This is a genomic window from Flagellimonas baculiformis (assembly GCF_033441575.1).
Taxonomy (GTDB): domain Bacteria; phylum Bacteroidota; class Bacteroidia; order Flavobacteriales; family Flavobacteriaceae; genus Flagellimonas; species Flagellimonas baculiformis.
In genome coordinates this window covers 84,595-103,304 of sequence record NZ_JAUZVW010000011.1, presented here as the reverse complement: position 1 = coordinate 103,304, position 18,710 = coordinate 84,595, and the positions used below count along the sequence as shown (strand labels likewise).

14 protein-coding genes are annotated in these 18,710 nt (G+C 47.1%); 10 read left to right on the top strand and 4 right to left on the bottom strand.

The features are described from left to right. Positions 1-94: 94 nt before the first annotated feature. The 7 genes from topA (at position 95) to SD450_RS15095 (ending at position 9,796) form a co-directional block, all read left to right on the top strand. Entirely contained in the window at positions 95-2,572 is a 2,478-nt protein-coding gene (topA, locus tag SD450_RS15125; protein ID WP_318345300.1) for a type I DNA topoisomerase, read from the top strand. A 1-nt stretch (position 2,573) separates the two neighbouring features. Further along, complete coding sequence (locus SD450_RS15120) at positions 2,574-3,731, top strand: formimidoylglutamase (protein WP_318345299.1); 1,158 nt, start codon at positions 2,574-2,576, stop codon at positions 3,729-3,731. A gap of 123 nt (positions 3,732-3,854) precedes the next feature. Beyond that, positions 3,855-5,234: a T9SS ring complex lipoprotein PorK/GldK gene (gene porK / locus SD450_RS15115; RefSeq protein WP_318345298.1), complete on the top strand. Its 1,380-nt coding sequence runs from the start codon at positions 3,855-3,857 to the stop codon at positions 5,232-5,234. A 97-nt stretch (positions 5,235-5,331) separates the two neighbouring features. Then, positions 5,332-5,988 (top strand): type IX secretion system motor protein PorL/GldL, encoded by a 657-nt coding sequence (gene porL, locus SD450_RS15110; protein ID WP_318345297.1) that lies wholly within the window; start codon positions 5,332-5,334, stop codon positions 5,986-5,988. A gap of 65 nt (positions 5,989-6,053) precedes the next feature. Beyond that, entirely contained in the window at positions 6,054-7,625 is a 1,572-nt protein-coding gene (porM, locus tag SD450_RS15105) for a type IX secretion system motor protein PorM/GldM (protein ID WP_318345296.1), read from the top strand. Positions 7,626-7,644: 19 nt separating this feature from the next. Continuing rightward, on the top strand, positions 7,645-8,547 hold the full coding sequence (gene porN / locus SD450_RS15100) for a type IX secretion system ring subunit PorN/GldN (protein ID WP_318345295.1): 903 nt from the start codon (positions 7,645-7,647) through the stop codon (positions 8,545-8,547). 193 nt (positions 8,548-8,740) lie between these two features. Further along, a complete protein-coding gene (locus SD450_RS15095; protein ID WP_318345294.1) occupies positions 8,741-9,796 on the top strand; it encodes an NAD(P)/FAD-dependent oxidoreductase in 1,056 nt (351 codons plus the stop codon). On the opposite strand, the gene SD450_RS15090 is transcribed toward SD450_RS15095, so the two are convergent. Next, on the bottom strand, positions 9,793-10,194 hold the full coding sequence (locus tag SD450_RS15090) for a DUF983 domain-containing protein (RefSeq protein WP_318345293.1): 402 nt from the start codon (positions 10,192-10,194) through the stop codon (positions 9,793-9,795). The two genes, SD450_RS15095 and SD450_RS15090, sit on opposite strands and share 4 nt — an antisense overlap. A 66-nt stretch (positions 10,195-10,260) precedes the next feature. Between SD450_RS15090 and SD450_RS15085 the strand changes: the two genes are divergently transcribed. The 3 genes from SD450_RS15085 (at position 10,261) to SD450_RS15075 (ending at position 13,495) form a co-directional block, all read left to right on the top strand. Continuing rightward, on the top strand, positions 10,261-12,174 hold the full coding sequence (locus tag SD450_RS15085) for an ABC-F family ATP-binding cassette domain-containing protein (RefSeq protein ID WP_318345292.1): 1,914 nt from the start codon (positions 10,261-10,263) through the stop codon (positions 12,172-12,174). 137 nt (positions 12,175-12,311) lie between these two features. Next, positions 12,312-13,196 carry a leucine-rich repeat domain-containing protein gene (locus SD450_RS15080; RefSeq protein WP_318345291.1) on the top strand — a complete coding sequence of 295 codons (885 nt, stop codon included), beginning with the start codon at positions 12,312-12,314 and terminating at the stop codon, positions 13,194-13,196. A 116-nt stretch (positions 13,197-13,312) separates the two neighbouring features. Beyond that, positions 13,313-13,495: a CPXCG motif-containing cysteine-rich protein gene (locus tag SD450_RS15075; protein WP_318345290.1), complete on the top strand. Its 183-nt coding sequence runs from the start codon at positions 13,313-13,315 to the stop codon at positions 13,493-13,495. Between the two features lie 112 nt (positions 13,496-13,607). On the opposite strand, the gene SD450_RS15070 is transcribed toward SD450_RS15075, so the two are convergent. From SD450_RS15070 to SD450_RS15060, 3 genes are all read right to left on the bottom strand, one after another. Further along, positions 13,608-14,759, bottom strand: coding sequence for a glycoside hydrolase family 16 protein (locus SD450_RS15070; protein ID WP_318345289.1), 1,152 nt, complete (start codon positions 14,757-14,759; stop codon positions 13,608-13,610). A gap of 107 nt (positions 14,760-14,866) precedes the next feature. Next, positions 14,867-17,050, bottom strand: coding sequence for a hypothetical protein (locus SD450_RS15065; RefSeq protein ID WP_318345288.1), 2,184 nt, complete (start codon positions 17,048-17,050; stop codon positions 14,867-14,869). A gap of 36 nt (positions 17,051-17,086) precedes the next feature. Next, positions 17,087-18,700, bottom strand: coding sequence for a RagB/SusD family nutrient uptake outer membrane protein (locus tag SD450_RS15060; RefSeq protein WP_318345287.1), 1,614 nt, complete (start codon positions 18,698-18,700; stop codon positions 17,087-17,089). Positions 18,701-18,710: the final 10 nt, after the last annotated feature.

Here is an 18,710-nt window from a genome sequence, read left to right as displayed (position 1 = left end):
ATCCCGTTTTCAGCGGGATATTTTTTTGATATGGGTTCCATAAAAACCCAAAATCGAAAAATTGATATACTTTTGTTACGACAAAAACCAGTGCATGCCAAAGAATTTAGTTATTGTAGAGTCCCCCGCTAAGGCAAAGACCATTGAAAAATTTCTAGGAAAAGAATACCAAGTCGAATCAAGTTTTGGGCACATAGTGGACCTTCCCTCAAAAGAACTGGGGGTGGATGTGGAAAACGATTTCAAACCAAAATATACCGTTGACAAGGATAAAAAGGCCTTGGTGAAAAAACTCAAGGACCTGGCCCAAAAGGCCGACACCATATGGCTCGCCAGTGATGAGGACCGCGAGGGAGAGGCCATTTCGTGGCACTTGGCGGAAGAACTGAAACTGGACAAGAGCAAGACCAAACGTATCGTGTTCAACTCCATCACCAAATCGGCGATCCAGAAAGCCATAGAAAACCCTAGGGACATCAACTATAACTTGGTGAATGCACAACAGGCCCGAAGGGTCCTTGACAGGTTGGTGGGCTATGAACTTTCACCTGTGCTCTGGAAAAAGATAAAACCGGGACTCTCCGCAGGTAGGGTGCAGTCCGTTGCGGTGCGGCTCATCGTGGAAAGGGAGCGGGAAATCGAGGGCTTTGCCCCCGAGGCATCGTTCCGGATAAAGGCAGAGTTCAAGACCGATGGAGGCAATGTCTTTTCGGCCAGGTTGAACAAGACCTTCCCGACCAAGGCAGAGGCCGAAAGCTTCCTCAAACAAAACATTGGCGCAGATTTTTCAGTGGCCGATCTGGACAAGAAACCGGCAAAGAAATCCCCGGCAGCACCGTTCACCACTTCTACCTTGCAACAGGAAGCCTCACGAAAGCTCTATTTTTCCGTCAGTCGCACCATGCAGGTTGCACAGCGGCTCTATGAAGCAGGTCTGATTACCTACATGAGAACGGACAGCGTGAACCTTTCCAATGAGGCATTGAGCGCCGCCAAGGAAGCCATTGTCCAAAACTATGGCGAGAACTATAGTCAAACAAGAAACTTTACGGGCAAGACCAAAGGAGCACAAGAGGCCCACGAGGCCATTCGCCCAACCGATATGAAATTGCAGTCCCCTTCCCTTGAAAGGGACCAATCCAAACTCTACGAACTGATCTGGAAACGGACCCTGGCCTCCCAAATGAGCGATGCACAGCTGGAACGCACCAATGTAAAGATCAAGGCCAGCACCCATCAAGAGGAATTTACCGCCAATGGTGAAGTGGTCAAGTTCGATGGGTTCCTTAAAGTATATCTGGAAGGTACCGATGATGAAGAGGGAGCGGAAGAGCAGGAGGGAATGCTGCCGGCCATGAAGGTGGGCGAGGCATTGCAGAATGTTTTTATTTCTGCCACGGAACGTTTTACCAGACCTCCCTATCGCTATACAGAGGCCTCTTTGGTGAAGAAATTGGAAGAACTCGGCATCGGAAGACCATCCACCTATGCGCCCACCATTTCCACCATCCAGAACAGGGGCTATGTGGAAAAGGGAAGCATTGAGGGCACGGAGCGGAAATACTTCCAACTGGTTTTGGAAAAAGGAAAGGTCGCAGAGGAACAACTTACCGAGATGGTAGGTTCGGACAAAGGAAAACTGGTCCCCACCGATATAGGAATGATCGTGAACGACTTTTTGGTGAGCAATTTCACCAAAATATTGGATTACAATTTCACGGCACAAGTGGAGGAGGATTTTGATGAGATAGCTACCGGCGAAGAGGACTGGCAGCAAATGATGAAAAATTTCTATAAGGACTTCCATCCCAATGTGTTGGAGGTCGAGGAAAATGCCGAAAGGGCCAGTGGGGAACGCATCTTGGGCGTAGATCCCAAATCGGGCAGGCAGGTTGCCGCCAGATTGGGCCGTTTTGGACCCATGGTGCAGATTGGGACCGTGGATGAAGAGGAAAAGCCGCTGTTTGCCAGTTTGCTCCCCGATCAGTCCATTGGGACCATCACTTTCGAGGAGGCGATGGAACTTTTCCAGTTGCCCCGGCAATTGGGGGAATATAAAGGAGAGGAAGTAGAGGCGAACGTGGGTCGGTATGGCCCATATGTCAGGTTCGGGAAAAAGTTCATCTCCTTGGATGCGGGCGAAAGTGCCTTTGATGTGGATCTGGCCCGTGCCATAGAGCTTATCAAGGAGAAGGAAAAAGCGGATGCGCCCATCGCTACCTATGAAGGCAAGGAAGTCACCAAGGGCAAGGGCAGGTTCGGTCCTTTCATCAAATGGGACGGCATGTTCATCAATGTGAACAAGAAATACGATTTTGACCATCTTTCCCAGTCCGATGTAGAGGAACTCATCGAGGACAAGAAGAAAAAGGAGGCTGAAAAAGTGGTCCAGGAGTGGCCCGAGGAAAAGATCAGGATAGAAAAGGCGAGATGGGGAAGGCACAACATTTTGAAAGGCAAGGTCAAAGTAGAGCTCTCCAAGGATGTGGATGCCACAAAGATCACTTTGGAAGAGGCAAAGGCCCTTTTGGAAAAGAAATCACCTAAGAAAAAAGCCAAGACAAAGAAATAATATGGCGTTCGATTTTTTGGTTCCCGTAAAGGACAGGGTGCTGGCACATATGGAACTGCTGCCCCAACAAGCCGTCGGCAAGAACATCCACATGCATACGGAAAAGGACGGACTTCCCGTGTTCGCCCATGCCGATGTGGCCATCTTTGGCGTATTGGAATCCAGGAACGCATTTGAAAAAAAACCCGAAAAATTGGATGTGGACGAAGTGCGCATCCAACTCTACCGCCTCATGATGGGCAACTGGAACTCCACCATCATAGACATCGGGGATGTGGAAGAGGGCGATACCGTCGAGGACACCTATTTTGTGGTAAAGGAAATTGTGGCGGAATTGCTGGAGGAAAACATCATACCTATTATAATAGGATATACCCAGGACATCACCTACCCCACTTACCGTGCCTTTGACAAGATCAAGGACATGGTGAACCTTGTGGCGATAGACAGCCGTTTTGATTTTGGGGAGGATGAGGAACTCATTTCCTCGCACTCCTACATGAGCAAGATCATCACTGACAAGCCCAACAACCTTTTCAATTTTTCCAACATAGGGTACCAGAGCTATTTCAATGCGCAGGAAGAAATCGATCTTATGGAGCGTCTTTTCTTTGATGCCTACAGGTTGGGCGAGATTGCCGCGAACATAGAACTGGCAGAGCCCATACTGCGCAGTAGCGATATCGTAAGCTTGGACCTTAGGGCCATACGCGCAAGCGAGATGGGACTGTCCAAGAACTTTTCCCCCAATGGCTTCACCGGAAGGGAAATATGCGCCATAGCCCGGTATGCCGGGATCAGCGACAGGGTCTCCCTGTTCGGGATCTACGAAGGGGAGAACTCCAACCAGGCCTTTCAGATGATTGCCCAGATCATCTGGTATTTCATAGAAGGGTTATCCTTTAGGATAAAGGAACAACCCAGCTCAAAAAGCGAAGACTTCACAAAATTCACCGTACCCACGGACACGGAAGAGCTTATCTTCTACAAGAGCCACGTGACCGAACGCTGGTGGGTGGAGGTGCCATCAATTTTGGGCGAGCATACTAAAACAAATTCGGTGGCGTTATTACCATGCACCGAAGGGGACTATTTGGATGCTTGCAACCAGAACATTCCCGAAAGGTGGTACAAAGCCTATAGAAAGGGCTTTCACTAAACAAATTAAATTTTACGCATTAATTGTTCTTGCACAATAATTTATTCAAAAATTAGTTTTGAGAGTAATGAATTTGTGTATCACAGTTTATAATCTTGAATCGAAAGTAATTTAACCTAAAGTATGAGAAAGCTATTCTTTTCATCCATGGCGCTTGTTTTTTTGCTCACCAGTTGTGGGTCCAAATCGAGGTCGAAAGGTGAACTAGTTGGGGTCAGTGGAAAAAAATGGCATCCAGAGAAGCCCTATGGCATGGAACTGATCCCGCGCGGCGCCTTTGTAATGGGGAAGGCCGAAGAGGATCAGGCAAAAGTGTTGAACGCCCCCACCAGAACGGTCACCGTACGTTCCTTCTATATGGATGATACGGAAATCACGAATAGTGAGTACCGACAGTTTGTGGAGTGGGTAAAGGATTCCATAGTCAGGACCAGATTGGCCATTTTGGCCGATGAACTTGGAATCGGACCAGAAGATGAGGGTATTGGAGAGTACGCCTTCAAGGATACCGATACCACCGAACTTTCAGTATATGACAAGTACATGCTCGACAATTATGCAGGACTTGGTGATACTGGTTATGAAGGAAGGGCTCTGAACAAGGATGTGGACCTGGTATGGGACACTTCCGAATATCCGGATGAGTATTACGCAGAAGTAATGGATTCCCTTTACATTCCCGAAGAGGAAAGCTATAACGGATTGAGGACCATCGACGTTACCAAATTGAAATACAAGTACAGTTGGATGGACATTGAGGCCGCTGCAAGAGCCAAGTCTGGAAGGAGAAAGGACTTCATCCGACACGAAGAATTCGAGATATACCCAGATACCACGGTTTGGATCAGGGATTTTGAATACTCCTACAACGAGCCCATGCACAACGACTATTTCTGGCACGATGCTTATAGTGACTACCCTGTTGTGGGTGTGAACTGGATGCAGGCCAAAGCCTTCTGCAACTGGAGGACCAAGTTCAAGAACGATGACCAAAAGTCGCGCGGCAAGCAGTTCGTGAACCAGTTCCGGTTGCCAACCGAGGCTGAGTGGGAATATGCCGCAAGAGGTGGAATCGAAGGAGGAACCTATCCTTGGGGTGGACCCTACGTGATCAGTGACACGGGTTGCTTTATGGCGAACTTCAAGCCACAACGAGGTGATTATGCAGCAGATGCAGCTTTATATACGGTAGAGGCCAAATCCTTCGAACCGAACGAGTACAACCTCTACAACATGGCCGGAAACGTATCTGAATGGACCAACTCCAGCTTTGATCAGAACGCCTACGAATATGTGTCCACCATGAACCCCAACATCGGTTCAGGGCAAAACCAAAGAAAAGTGATCCGCGGTGGATCTTGGAAAGATGTCGCCTACTTCCTTCAGGTAAGCACCAGGGACTATGAGTACCAAGATTCGGCCAGAAGCTATATCGGCTTCAGGACCGTCCAGGACTACATGGGCGAGGAGGACTCCACTAGGGGCCAAGGATTGCCGGACTAATTGAAACAATAAAAAAGAAAACAGAGAACATTATATAAATAAGCTTAGTTAGTAACCAAATACTTATTATTTATATAACTTAATTAAAACTAGAATTATGGCACAGTCAAAATCAACAAAAAAATTGTTTAACATGGCCTACGGGCTTGGGGCATCGGTAGTAATCATCGGTGCATTGTTCAAGATCCTTCACTGGGAGTTTGGACCACTTACCGGTGGACTTCTTCTTGCAGTTGGACTTATTACCGAAGCATTGATCTTCGCCATCAGTGCATTTGAACCAGTGGACGACGAATACGATTGGTCTTTGGTTTACCCAGAATTGGCAGGTGGCCAACAGAGTGGTTCCAAAAAGCAGGATGCCAAGGATGCCAAAGAAGCTGAAGGAATCCTTTCCAGAAAATTGGACGAGCTTTTGAAAGAAGCCAATATCGATGCCAAACTGTTCTCCAGTCTAGGGGAGAGCATCAAGAGTTTTGAAGGTGCCGCCAAAAATATAGCTCCTACCACGGATGCCATCCAGCACACCAAAAAATACTCTGAGGAATTGTCGCATGCCGCAGCCCAAATGGAATCTTTGAACAGCTTGTACAAAGTACAATTGGAAAGCGCCAGCCGTCAAGCTTCCATCAACGAGGAAGTGGTACAGAATGCAGGTGCATTGAAAGATCAGATGCAATCTTTGGCAACCAACCTTTCTTCATTGAACGGTGTTTACGGAGGTATGCTATCCGCCATGGGCAGCAGAAACTAATTAGAGATAGATTAGTCAAAACCAAACCCAGATCAAATTAATTTTTAAAATCTAATTAGAAAAACATGGCAGGAGGAAAACAATCACCACGTCAGAAGATGATCAACCTAATGTACTTGATCTTCATCGCGATGTTGGCCCTTAACATGAGCAAGGAAGTACTTGCGGCTTTCGGTCTGATGAACGAAAAGCTGGAGACGTCCAATGCAAAAACAACAGAAAACAACTTGGCATTCTTGGGCAGCTTGGAAACAAAGGCTTCCGAAAACGAAGCGGAATATGGAGAGCTGTACCAGAATGCACAGAAAGTCAAGGAACTTTCAGATTCGTACTATGACTATCTGGAAGGATTGAAAAAGGAAATGACCGCCGATTTGGAAAACCCAAAGGATTATGTGGTCATGGACAAATCCGATTATCTAGATCAGAAATTCTTCCAAGGGGACAATTTGGGCCCAGAAGGAAAGGAGTTCATGAAACAGATCAACGATTATCGTGAGGGAGTGATCAATGCTTTGCCAGAAGGTAAGTTCACCTCTGTGAAAGAAGCTGTAAAAGTTCGTTTTGCGACAGGTGACGCTGATGGTAAAGTGGAAAAAAGGGACGGTACCCGTCAAGATTGGATCAACTATCATTTCGAAGGGTTCCCATTGGTGGCCTCTTTGACCAAGTTGACCCAGTTGCAGGCAGACATCAAGACCACCGAACAAGAGGTGTTGAAAAACCTTTTGGAAGGTAACTTGACCGCCGCTGTTTCCTTGACCAACTTTGCAAGTTCATTGTCCGCTCCAAAAACTGCTTACTATGCAGGTGAAAAATACGATGGTAAGATCATCGTGAGCAAAACGGACAAGACATCCACTCCGGTGAAAGCCGAATTGACCTTGGACGGAAGACCAATGACCGAAGGCAAGGATTACGCGCTTGAGGCAGGAGGAATCAAAATGTTGATCAGTGCAGGAACCCCAGGTGACCATACCATTAAAGGGACCATGTACTTCATGCAGGATGGAAAAGAGGTGCCCGTTGAAGTGGACAACACTTTCGCGACCATCTCCATGCCCAACGCTGCTGTGATCTCTGCAGATAAGATGAACGTGGTGTACCGCGGTGTGGCCAACCCAATGACCATCTCCATTCCTGGTATTCCTGACAACAAGGTAACAGCTTCGGCTCCCGGACTTACCAGAAGAAGCGGTAGCAACTACATCATGAACCCTGGAACAGGAAGGGAAGTGACCATTACTGCCTCAGGTACATTGCCTGACGGTAAAGGGATCAGAACTTCAACAGAATTCCGTATCAAGGACATTCCAAGACCTAGTGGTACCGTTCGTGGTGAGGCCGGAAGCGTAAAAATGCCAAGGAAGAATTTGGAAATCGCTACGATTAGTGCTATGTTGGAAGACTTTGACTTCGATCTCAACCTTTCTGTAAGCGAGTTCAAGTTCAAAGTTCCTGGACAACCCACCGTAATCGTTAGTGGAAACAAATTGGATAGCAGGGCCAAATCTGTTCTGAGCAGGGCAGGTAGGGGAGAAAGCGTCCAGATATTTGATATCCAAGCTTACATCACCAACAACAAGGACTACAAGTTGAAAAAAGTATCTCCTGTAGTGGTCGAGCTTACAAACTAAAAAAAGTATACAAGTTATCATGAATTGGAAAAATGCATTACTGATCGGATTGTTGGGCGTGTTGCCCGTATCAATGATGGCACAGGCAAACATTTTGAATGCCAAACTGCCCAGCGATATTGGTAAGAAGACCCAGGCTCAAATTGAGCAGGACGCCGATGCCCCATTGAAATACGGATATGTGGATGACAGGGATATCCTCTGGTCCAAGACCGTATGGGAAATCGTTGACCTGGACGAGCGCGTCAACTTTCCATTGTACTACCCAACCGATACCATAGGTATTGGGGCGGACAGAAGGTCGCTGTACGATGTTTTGATGAAGAACATCAGGAACGGCAAGTTGACAGAAATCTATACAGATTCCTATTTTACCGAAAAGAGGAAGTTGGAAGACCTTTCTGCGACCTTGAGCAAAGTCGATACCACCGACCTCGGATACGAGCAAATGAATGCCGGAGAGCGTATTTCCCCAGAGTTCATCAACCAAAGGGACCTGACCGCTGCCGACATCGAAGAATACCGTATCAAAGGAATCTGGTATTTCGACAAACGCCAGGGAGAACTGAAGTACCGTCTATTGGGGATTGCACCCGTTGCTCCTGACGTCAACTTTATAGATGACGAATCCATGGATCCAGGGGAGAACAAAGTGGAACTGTTCTGGGTGTGGTATCCTGCTGCAAGGCAGATCCTGCACGAAGCGAAGGTGTACAACCAACGCAACTCGGCAAGGCCCATCTCCTTTGATATGCTTTTGAACGCAAGACGTTTCAACGGTGTGATCTACAAAGAGGAGAACGTCCATGAAGACCGTAAGATAGACGAGTATATCTTCGACAATGCATTGTTCCAGCTCTTGGAAGCCCAGAGGATCAAAGAGACCATCAGGGACAGGGAGCAGGATATGTGGGCGTATTAATGACGCTCAGCTTTGAAGGCCCTTGGGCATATCAGAGTTGTAAGCGGAATTAATCCCGATGAAAATCGGGGCCCCACCATATAATTTTCCAATTCAATATGAAATTACGCCGCAATGATCATTGCGGCGTTTTTTTGTGCCATTGTGGATGGAAGTTTGGTCACAATACGACACAGATGGTTAATTTTGTCCCATGTTGGACTATATAGTTGTCGGTATCGGGTTGGCAGGAATCTCCTTCTGCGAGACCCTCGAAAAGTATGGAAAGACCTTCAAGGTCGTCTCGGATGGATCCCAAAGAGCATCCCAAGTAGCCGGAGGGCTCTACAATCCAGTCATTTTAAAGCGCTTTACCATGGCTTGGAAGGCCCAACTCCTGATGGAACAGGCCATGCCTTTCTACAAAGACCTGGAGAAGAAATTGGGTGTCACACTGGACCATAAACTCCCCGTACTGCGCAGGTTCGCATCCATAGAGGAGCAAAATCTATGGTTTGAGGCCTTGGACAGACCAGGATTGGACCATTTTCTTTCCACTGACATTCTTCAGAACAACAATCCAAATCTGGATGCGCCTTTCGGGTTAGGAGAAGTCAAACACACTGGAAGGGTGGACACCGCCACCTTAGTGGAATCCTACAAAACGCATTTGGAGAGCAAAGGGATGCTGGAAACGGAATCCTTTGATTTTTCCAATTTCGGGCATCAGGAAGACCATGTTCAATATAAATCGATGACCGCCAAACGTATTGTTTTTGCATGTGGCTATGGTCTTAAGAACGACCCATTTTTTGGGTATTTGCCCCTGAATGGCACAAAAGGGGAACTGCTGGTCATCAAAGCTCCCGATTATAAGGAGAACAGCGTCATCAAATCATCCGTTTTCACTATTCCGTTGGGAGATGGACATTACATGCTCGGGGCTACCTACAAATGGAAGGACAAGACCAATGAGCCTACGGACGAATCCAAAAATGAGCTGTTGGACAAGTTGGGGACATTTCTGAAATGCGATTTTGAGATTGTGGACCATGTAGCCGGAATCCGGCCCACGGTAGTCGATAGAAGGCCATTGGTGGGGCAGCACCCTACCCACAAAAACCTGTATGTGCTGAACGGTTTCGGTTCCAGGGGAGTGCTCATAGCCCCTTATGCATCAAGCCAGTTGTTCAATGCCATAGAAAAAGGAACCCCATTGGATCCGGAGATGGACATCCAAAGGTTCACCAAGAAATACTATTCTGCCTAACCTTCCACTGCATGATGATGTTTGCTTGCTGAGGCATCATATTTGATGAAGAAATTGATCCAGATATTTCGGGACAAGCGGATGATCACGGGCATAAAAACAATCAACGTACCCACAATCGCAATAAAGGTGTTCACCAAATTGGTGCCGATGAAAAGGTAGGATATCACAAAAGCGGCAACGGCAAAGGCAATCCCCACCCCATAGCTCACATACATGGAACCATAAAAGAACGAGGGCTCAATCTTGTACTTGGTGCCACAATGGGAACAACGTTCATGCATCTTGAAAATTTGGGAAAGGGCATACGGATTGGGGTTCACATACATGCTTTCCTCATGGCACTTAGGACAACTTCCTGTTAAAATGCTGTACAGTTTGGTTCCTTTTTTTAACATTTGCACCGATTTTTAAGCAAAAATACGGATAAAGCCGCTTTTGCTATGTAATTCAGGTCACATAAAATGATAAATGTCCATAATCTTTCCGTAGCCTTTGGAGGCGAATATCTTTTCGAGGAAATCTCTTTCCGTCTGAACGGCGGTGACAGGGTAGGCCTCATTGGAAAGAACGGTGCGGGAAAGTCCACATTGCTCAAATTGCTCGCCAAGGAAATGCCCTTGGATGGGGGAACCATAGCCACAGAAAAGGAAATCAAGATCGGTTTTTTGAAGCAGGACATCGATTTTGATCTCGGAAGGACCGTTTTGGAAGAATCCTACCAGGCATTTTCGGAAATAAAGGCTTTGGAAGAGAAATTGGATCAAATCAACACTGGTCTGGCGGAGCGGACCGATTATGAAAGCGAGGGCTATCACCAACTGATGGTGGACCTGAACGATGTGACCCATCACTACGAGATTCTTGGAGGGTACAATTATCAAGGTGATACCGAGAAAGTTTTGCTCGGACTCGGTTTCAAAAGGGAAGACTTCAACAAGTTGACCGACACTTTTTCGGGCGGATGGCGTATGCGTATCGAGCTGGCCAAGCTTCTGTTGCAAAACAATGATGTGTTGCTGCTGGATGAGCCAACCAACCACTTGGACATCGAATCCATCATTTGGTTGGAGCAGTTCCTGAACAACTATTCCGGGGCGGTGGTCATCGTTTCCCACGATAAGATGTTCCTCGACAATGTCACCAACCGCACCATCGAAATCTCTTTGGGCCGGATCTATGACTACAACAAACCTTACAGCAAGTTCCTCGAACTCAGAAAAGAGATCAAGGAGCAGCAGCTCAGCGCCCAAAAGAACCAGGAAAAACAGATACAACAGACCGAACGATTGATAGAGAAGTTCCGCGCCAAGGCCAGCAAGGCATCCATGGCCCAATCGTTGATCAAGAAACTTGACAAGATAGAACGGATAGAGGTGGACGAAGAGGACAACGGAGTGATGAACCTTAGGTTCCCGGTGTCCGTGACGCCAGGAAAAGTGGTGGCCGAGCTGGAAAACCTATCCAAGAGCTACGGAAAAAAACAGGTACTGCAAAATATTGACCTGTTGGTGGAACGTGGCAGCAAGACCGCATTTGTTGGGCAGAACGGACAGGGTAAGACCACTTTGGCAAAAATCATGGTGGGCGAACTGGAGCATGAAGGCAGCATCAAGATGGGTCACAATGTGCAATTGGGCTATTTTGCCCAAAACCAGGCCGAATATCTGGATGGCAGCAAGACCATTTTGGACACCATGACCGATGCCGCCAATGAAAGTAACCGTAGCAAGGTCCGGGATATATTGGGCTCATTCCTGTTCAGGGGCGACGATGTGGACAAATACGTGAAAGTGCTCTCAGGAGGGGAACGGAACCGACTGGCACTGGCCAAAATGCTTCTTCAGCCCTTCAATGTGTTGGTGATGGACGAACCTACCAACCACTTGGACATCAAATCCAAAAATGTCCTGAAACAGGCCCTTCAGAACTTTGAGGGGACCTTGGTGCTCGTTTCCCACGACCGGGATTTTCTCCAAGGGCTCACCGACCGGGTGTATGAGTTCAAGGACGGGGGCATCAAGGAATATCTCGGGGATATCGATTTTTACTTGGAGCAGCGTAAGGTGGACGACTTTAGGAAAATCGAAAAGAAAGACGTCAGGGAAGAGAAAAAAAACCCCGTCGAAACCAAGGAAACGGATTACCGTACCCAGAAGAAGGAAAAATCCCTCAAGAACAGATTGAGCGGAGTGGAAAAAAAGATTTCCCAACTGGAACAGGATATAGCCGATATAGACCACGAACTTTTGATGGATTATGATGCCACTATAGCCAAACCTAACTTTTTTGATGGCTATCAGGGTAAGAAAAAACAACTGGAAGAGCTCATGGAAGAGTGGGAAAACATTTCCCACGAGTTGGAATCATTGGATTGATTTACCTTTTCTAGGGTTTAGACCACGTATTTGAACTGATTCACAACAATCCCAGTTCCATTTGCCGATTAAATTTGTAGGTTTTTTCATCTTTCACTTACTTTGTAGGTAAATTCTGTGTATCAAATAAGTAATCCATGATTCGATTGGCCATTTTCTTCGTATTCGTGACTTCCTTTGTAGGAATGTCATTTGCAAAGGGTCAAGTTCCCCACAATGAAAAAGAAGCTCTTGTAGCTTTGTATAATGGTACTAACGGGAGCCAGTGGAAGGTCTCTTGGGACTTGAATGCCCCGGTGGACACCTGGAAAGGTGTTGAGGTCAAGGACGGCCACGTTGTAGGAATAAACCTGTTCATGAACAACTTGAACGGTGTATTGCCCGAGGGAATGGGCAAATTGAAGCACTTGACACATTTGAACCTAGCTTTCAACAATATTACGGGTGTTCTGCCCAAGGATATCGTAAAGCTGGAAAAACTCAAAGTATTCCGCTTGGAGATGAACAGGATAAAAGGTTCACTTCCTGAAGGGATCGGCAGCATGCAACAATTGGAAGTGTTTTCCATGTTCAATAATTTCTTGACCGGAACTGTTCCTGATGGCTTTGGGAATCTTCACAATTTGAAGGAACTCAACCTGTCCAGTAACAATCTTGAGGGAAATATTCCAAAATCCATTGGAAACCTTACCAAGTTGGAAGTACTGGGCTTTTTTGAGAACAAGCTGAACGGAGGCATTCCGGCAGAGATTGGCAAATTGGGCAATTTGAAGGAACTGGTACTGGCCAACAACTACTTGGATGGGGAAATTCCAGTGGAGTTTGGACAACTCGCCAGCCTACAGATCCTACAACTACAGAACAACCGATTCAATGCCTATACAGGTCTTGAACACATGAATACGGACCAATTTCTGGTCTTTGACTCCGACAACAAGGCGTTGAACCCAAAATTCAACCAGATCCAAATGGACCGCACCCGTATGGCGGACACCAAGTTTGAGGACGACAACGAAAATTGAGTAGTTAGTTTATTACTTTAGTTTGTTTGGTTTGGGGATACAAAGTATCCCCTTTTTTATGGACTGAATTTTGGAAATGGGCATATCTTTGTTGTGAACAGGTATGATCAACTGCTATGGATGAGCATTTTTTCCAATGTCCGTATTGTTGGGAGGAAATTTCCTTTCTTTTGGATAGTTCCGTTCCCCGGCAGACCTATGTGGAAGATTGTGAAGTCTGTTGCAACCCCATAGAAGTGTCCTTGACCTTTGAAGAGCAAGAACTGATTGCCTTTGAGGCCCGCGAACTTGGGCAATAGAAAAGGCCGAAACTTTTGGTTCCGGCCCTTTCCGTGAGTGACACCCTATTGCCACAATTATGAAGTTGATTGAAGCAATGCCAGCAACAATGCTATTTTTGCACTATAAAGTTTACTGGTAAATCCTTACATAATCAATTTCCAAAGTATCTTCTGAAAAAGAATCGGGTACATCCCCACCCAGGTTGCCACCCATGGCAATGTTGAGGATGAGGTAGTGTTCTTTGTTGTAGGGCTTGTTGGGAGCATTGGCAAATTCATAGACCAAATTGCCATCCACATAGGTTTTGATGCTGCCACTGTTCCATTCCATGGAAAATACATGGAACTCAGATGATGCATCGGAAATGGAGACTTCACCACCTTCGTTTTGGTATTCCTCGGTATTCAGGTCGCCCCAGTGGAAGTGCGAAATAACCTTGTTTTTGTCCCATCCGGTCTGTTCCATGATGTCGATCTCGCCACACAAGGGCCATCCGACACTGCCATATTGATCACCAAAATAGTTTCCGGTCTCATTGGAGTTGGCCCCCAAGGTCCAAATGGCTGGCCAAGTTCCCGCTTCGCTTGGAAGTTTCGCCCGTACCTCGACACGCCCGTAGGTAAATGCAAGCTTCGCGTTCAATCTGGCCGAAGTATAGGACTTGGTGGAACCGTTATAGGTGTATTCTTCCTTCAGGGCCTTGATCTTGAGGGTGCCATCACTCACAAAAGAGTTCTCTGGCCTTGCGGTATAGTGTTGGAGTTCATTGTTGTGCCAACTTCCATTGTTTGGTGGAATGATCTGATAGTGCCATTTTTCCGCATCCGGGGCGCCGTCGTCATCAAACTCATCTGAAAAGACCAAGGCTGCAAACTCCTCGTCGGACCTGTACACTTCAACGGCCACGGTTTGGTTGATGAACTCCCCTGATGCCGAGTAGGCCCAGACCACAATATTATAGGAATGGGTGCCATCTTTGGTAAAGGTATATTCCATGGTGCCTGTTTGGCTTTCCATTTGGTCCGCACTTTCGAAGCGGAAGGCATACCTAGTGGCATTCTTGGCCGTTGCGGAAACCTGGACCTTTCCCGAACCATTTCCGTTGGGATTGGCATCGTTGGCCCCCACAAGGGTCACGTCCACCACCAGCTCGGTAGGGGCTCCGCCCGTTTCAGAATCGCTGGAACTGCAGGACAATGCAAAGACCAGGGTCAATAAGGATATGTTGAATACATTCATTTTGAATAGTTGAAGGATACGTGTTTTGTTCTTTTTTTTCATGGCAATCTGTTTGGGAAATCGGCCCCCACCTTTTGGCGGGAGCCTTTCCATTAACTAAACTAACTCAAACCAATCCATGGGAAATGGATTTTGCTTCATTTTTTTGATTATTTGTGGAAATACACATTGTCCACGAACAGCGTCATGGATCCTGCGGGCATGCCTGCATAGATCAATTGTGCAATATTGGCCCTCGTGGTCAATCCTGTAAAGTCCGAAAGTGGAATGTCCAATGAGATCCAAGTGTATTGCTCAGGATTTTCGATGGTGATTTCATGTTCCACGTCATCACCGCCACCATCGTAGGTGCCGTTGGCGCCAAAATCGACCAGTTTGATCCTGATCTGGGTGGCATCGGCTGTCCAGACATCGGTGTGGAAATGGGTCATTTCCGTAGAGTCGATTTGATTGGCCACGGTCTCGATTCCCACAAAGTTCAATCCGCTGTATTTTTTTACGTCGTCACCGTCAACCAAAACATCTTCGAGCGTGGCCGCTGACCAATCCGTTCTCCAGGTGTCCACGGGCACATTGGTGTAGGCATTGCTGAACATGGAGATCACATTGGCCTCAGGAACCGTTGGTGCAGTGGCTGCGGCCATGGGCTCTGTTGGAGGCGGTGTAAAGAAATAGATGTTGTCCAAAAAGATGGTGCCATTACCATCAAACTTCAATTGAATCACATCGGTCAAATCGACAACACTTGAGAATTCCGATAGCGGAATGTCCACGCTAACCCATTCACCGTTGGCAATGTCAAAGGCATAAGGAGTTTCCGCAGGCCCAGTGCTTATGAGCGATAAATTCAGACTTGAGGAATCCGCTGTCCAGAAATCCACGTGGATCATGGTCATTCCAGATACATCCAATGGAGAAGCGAATTGTGTGCCCTGATAGTTCAAGTTTTCATATTTCAAGGTGTTGTTGCCCGCTATAACCACTTGTGAAACAAGGGTTGCTTGGCCCCAATTGGGGTTGAAATCCGTTCCAGCTACATTGGTATAGGAATCGCTGAACACGGAGATGACACTGCCTTCAGGTACGATAGGTTCCGGTGCTCCGGATATCGGTTCGGTGGAGACACCTGCTTCATCGTAGAAATACACATTGTCCACAAATACGGTGTTTTGCTTGGAGGGTGCTCCCACAAAGATCAACTGGGCGATGTTGGCCCTAGTGGTCAATCCAGCGAAATCTGAAAGGGGAATGCTCAGGCTTACCCATTCTTCCTGTGCGGGATTTTCGATCACAATCTCGTGTTCCACATCGTCACCTCCGCCAAAGGCGGCATCTGCTCCAAAATCAACCAATTTGATCCTGAACTCCGTAGCATCTGCGGTCCAAATATCTACATGGAAATGGGTCATATCCGTGGCGTCGATTTGGTTGGCCACAGTTTCAGCACCAACAAAGCTCAGCGCACTATATTTTTTGACAGCATTGCCTTCAATGGTAATGTCTTCCAATGTGGCATCGGACCAATCGGTCCTCCAGGTATCCACAGGAACATTGGTATAGGCATCACTGAAAAGGGATATTACCTCCAATGGATCCACAGTGGGCGCGGGTGCCGGACTTGTCGGTTCGCCTGTTTCCCCTGGTTCTTCGGTGGTTCCGCCTTCGCTCATGACAATATCATCAAAATAGTGGGTGGTGGCGGCACCTTTGTACCCATTGAAGTTGAAAAATAGGACCAATCGGTCAAATTTATCGGTATCGCTAGGGGAGAAGGCAAAAGAGAGTTCTTCCCATTCGTTGGCCACAGTGGTGGTGGACTGTACTTCTTTGGCGATGGAACCATCCGCACTGTCCTCGAATTTCAGGAGTACGTTTTGGTCCGCCGCAGGGGAATATACCTTGATCTTGATGGTCTGCAATTCCGAGAAATCCACTTTGCTGGCCAAATCAAAGAAGAAACCGGCCCAGGGCTCCACACCTTCGGTTTGGGTATATTCCACGACTCTTTCGGAGGTGTTGATGCCGGAGGGATCAGGATTATCTACATATTCCACAGTGAACGAACCGTCCTTCTCGCCAAAAAAGGTAACTTCGGGACCACCACATTCAAAATCGATGCCGTCAGCAATTTCGGGCACAATGGTGGAAAACGTACAATCTCCTCCTGGTTCGGGCTCTGGTTCAGGCTCTGGTGCCACATAGGCGGAAGGTGGTGGCAAATCGTCCTCGTTTTCACAAGAAATTAGGACTGCCAAGATTCCCAATACAACGAATAGTGATAGGAAGTGCAGTCTTGGGCTTGGTCTGTTCCTGTTATTTTTATACTTGTTCATTTCTCGATGTTTTAGTTAATTCGGATTAGCTGACCGTTAGTTGTACCCATCGTTTTGTGGGTAATTGGGGCCCAAAAGGTCCATTTGTTGTTGGGGAATGGGCCAGTTCTGCATGTATTCCCTCAAAAGCACCTTCGGGTTTCCTTCGGGATAGGACTCGTTCATGTTGTCGTTGTTCATGTGGTCCAGAAGGAATTCGTACAGTTTTCCAGTTCTTTTCAAGGTGAACCAACGTTGTCCTTCAAAGGCGAGTTCACGGGCCTCTTCATCCAAAATGGCCTGTAAGTCGATGGTGTTCACAGGGTCCGTATTGGCCCTTTCCCTTACCTCGTTCAAGTATTCCAATGCCTTGGGAGTATTGTTCAGCATCATATGGGCCTCTGCTCCAATCAGATAGGTTTCTGCCAATCGGTAGATCATGATGTTCTTGAAATGGTTCCTATCGGTGGGTTCCACGGTTTCATCAAAGAACTTGAGCACGCCTGGATTCTGTCTCCTGTAATAGAGCATGAACTCATTTTGGTCGGTTTCGCTGTTCTCATAAAGATCCAATGGATCACCTAGCTGTTTTCCGGGAGGAAGTGCGGTTTCATCGTTATAGGCATATTCAAAGATGTAATAGGTGTTGTTTTTCCGGTTGTCGTCGGGATCTTCATTGAGCAAATCTATCATGTATTGGTTCAATGAAATGAATCCTGCACCGGCCCCTCCATTTTCAATGGATTGGATGAGTCCTGGCGCATCTGCATTGGAGGATACCATGTTCCAACTCATGATGTGGGGGCTGCCCCCGCCTATGGTTTCCCTTTCGAAATTGATGGCAAACAAGGTTTCGGAATGGTTCAGCTCGCCGGCGAACACCTCTTCCGTGGCCACTAGGCTGTGGTTGCCGCTATTGATGACAGCATCCGCTTGCGCTGCAGCTTCGGCCCAGTCTTCTTCCCAAAGGGCAACTTTGGCCCTAAGGTGCCTTGCGGCTCCCTGACCCCATCTTCCAAATTGCGCTGGATTATAGTCCAAGTGCTCGATGGCAAAATCCAAATCGGAACGCAGTAGTGCAAAAATCTCTTCTTCGGAAGATTTGTCCTGTGGCACATCGAAGGCATTTTCGGGCGTGGTCGGCTCGGTCGTGATGAAGATGTTGTTGAAGAGTCTGTAGAGGGTGAAAAAAGCATTGGCCCTCATACACTTGGCCTCCGCAAGGATTTGGTTCCTTCTATCCTCGTCAATGTCCTCCAAGTTCTCTGCCCCTCGGATCACGGCGTTGGCCCTGTCCACCATGCGATAATTATGCTCCCAATGGGCATTGATTCCGGATGTTGTACCATAATCCCCAAGGCTTGCGCCCCAAAGCAACCTACTGTACAGGGAAACCTCCCCGGTGATTCCCACACCCAAGTCACTTTTTGCTTGCAGGATGAGGGGGTAAGTGCCGTTCAAGCTAAGGTCCTGGTAGATGTTCCTGTTTAGGGTGTACAGACCTACCACAGCATTTTCCAATCCTTCAGGAGTGGTGTAAAGGAATTCGACTGAATCGTCAGAAAAAAGTTCATCTTTCAGAAAATCTTTTTCACATGATGTGAATGCGGCTAAGACAATCAGTATTACCAATGCTTTTTTTGATATTATATATTGAAATATATGTTTCATGACAAGTTTT

Coding starts and splice junctions, on each gene's coding strand:
- SD450_RS15065 (WP_318345288.1), bottom strand. CDS start 17,050: ATGAACAAGTATAAAAATAACAGGAACAGACCAAGCCCAAGACTGCAC.
- SD450_RS15090 (WP_318345293.1), bottom strand. CDS start 10,194: ATGTTAAAAAAAGGAACCAAACTGTACAGCATTTTAACAGGAAGTTGT.
- porK (WP_318345298.1), top strand. CDS start 3,855: ATGAGAAAGCTATTCTTTTCATCCATGGCGCTTGTTTTTTTGCTCACC.
- SD450_RS15070 (WP_318345289.1), bottom strand. CDS start 14,759: ATGAAAAAAAAGAACAAAACACGTATCCTTCAACTATTCAAAATGAAT.
- SD450_RS15080 (WP_318345291.1), top strand. CDS start 12,312: ATGATTCGATTGGCCATTTTCTTCGTATTCGTGACTTCCTTTGTAGGA.
- SD450_RS15120 (WP_318345299.1), top strand. CDS start 2,574: ATGGCGTTCGATTTTTTGGTTCCCGTAAAGGACAGGGTGCTGGCACAT.
- SD450_RS15060 (WP_318345287.1), bottom strand. CDS start 18,700: ATGAAACATATATTTCAATATATAATATCAAAAAAAGCATTGGTAATA.
- SD450_RS15095 (WP_318345294.1), top strand. CDS start 8,741: ATGTTGGACTATATAGTTGTCGGTATCGGGTTGGCAGGAATCTCCTTC.
- SD450_RS15075 (WP_318345290.1), top strand. CDS start 13,313: ATGGATGAGCATTTTTTCCAATGTCCGTATTGTTGGGAGGAAATTTCC.
- porL (WP_318345297.1), top strand. CDS start 5,332: ATGGCACAGTCAAAATCAACAAAAAAATTGTTTAACATGGCCTACGGG.
- topA (WP_318345300.1), top strand. CDS start 95: ATGCCAAAGAATTTAGTTATTGTAGAGTCCCCCGCTAAGGCAAAGACC.
- SD450_RS15085 (WP_318345292.1), top strand. CDS start 10,261: ATGATAAATGTCCATAATCTTTCCGTAGCCTTTGGAGGCGAATATCTT.
- porM (WP_318345296.1), top strand. CDS start 6,054: ATGGCAGGAGGAAAACAATCACCACGTCAGAAGATGATCAACCTAATG.
- porN (WP_318345295.1), top strand. CDS start 7,645: ATGAATTGGAAAAATGCATTACTGATCGGATTGTTGGGCGTGTTGCCC.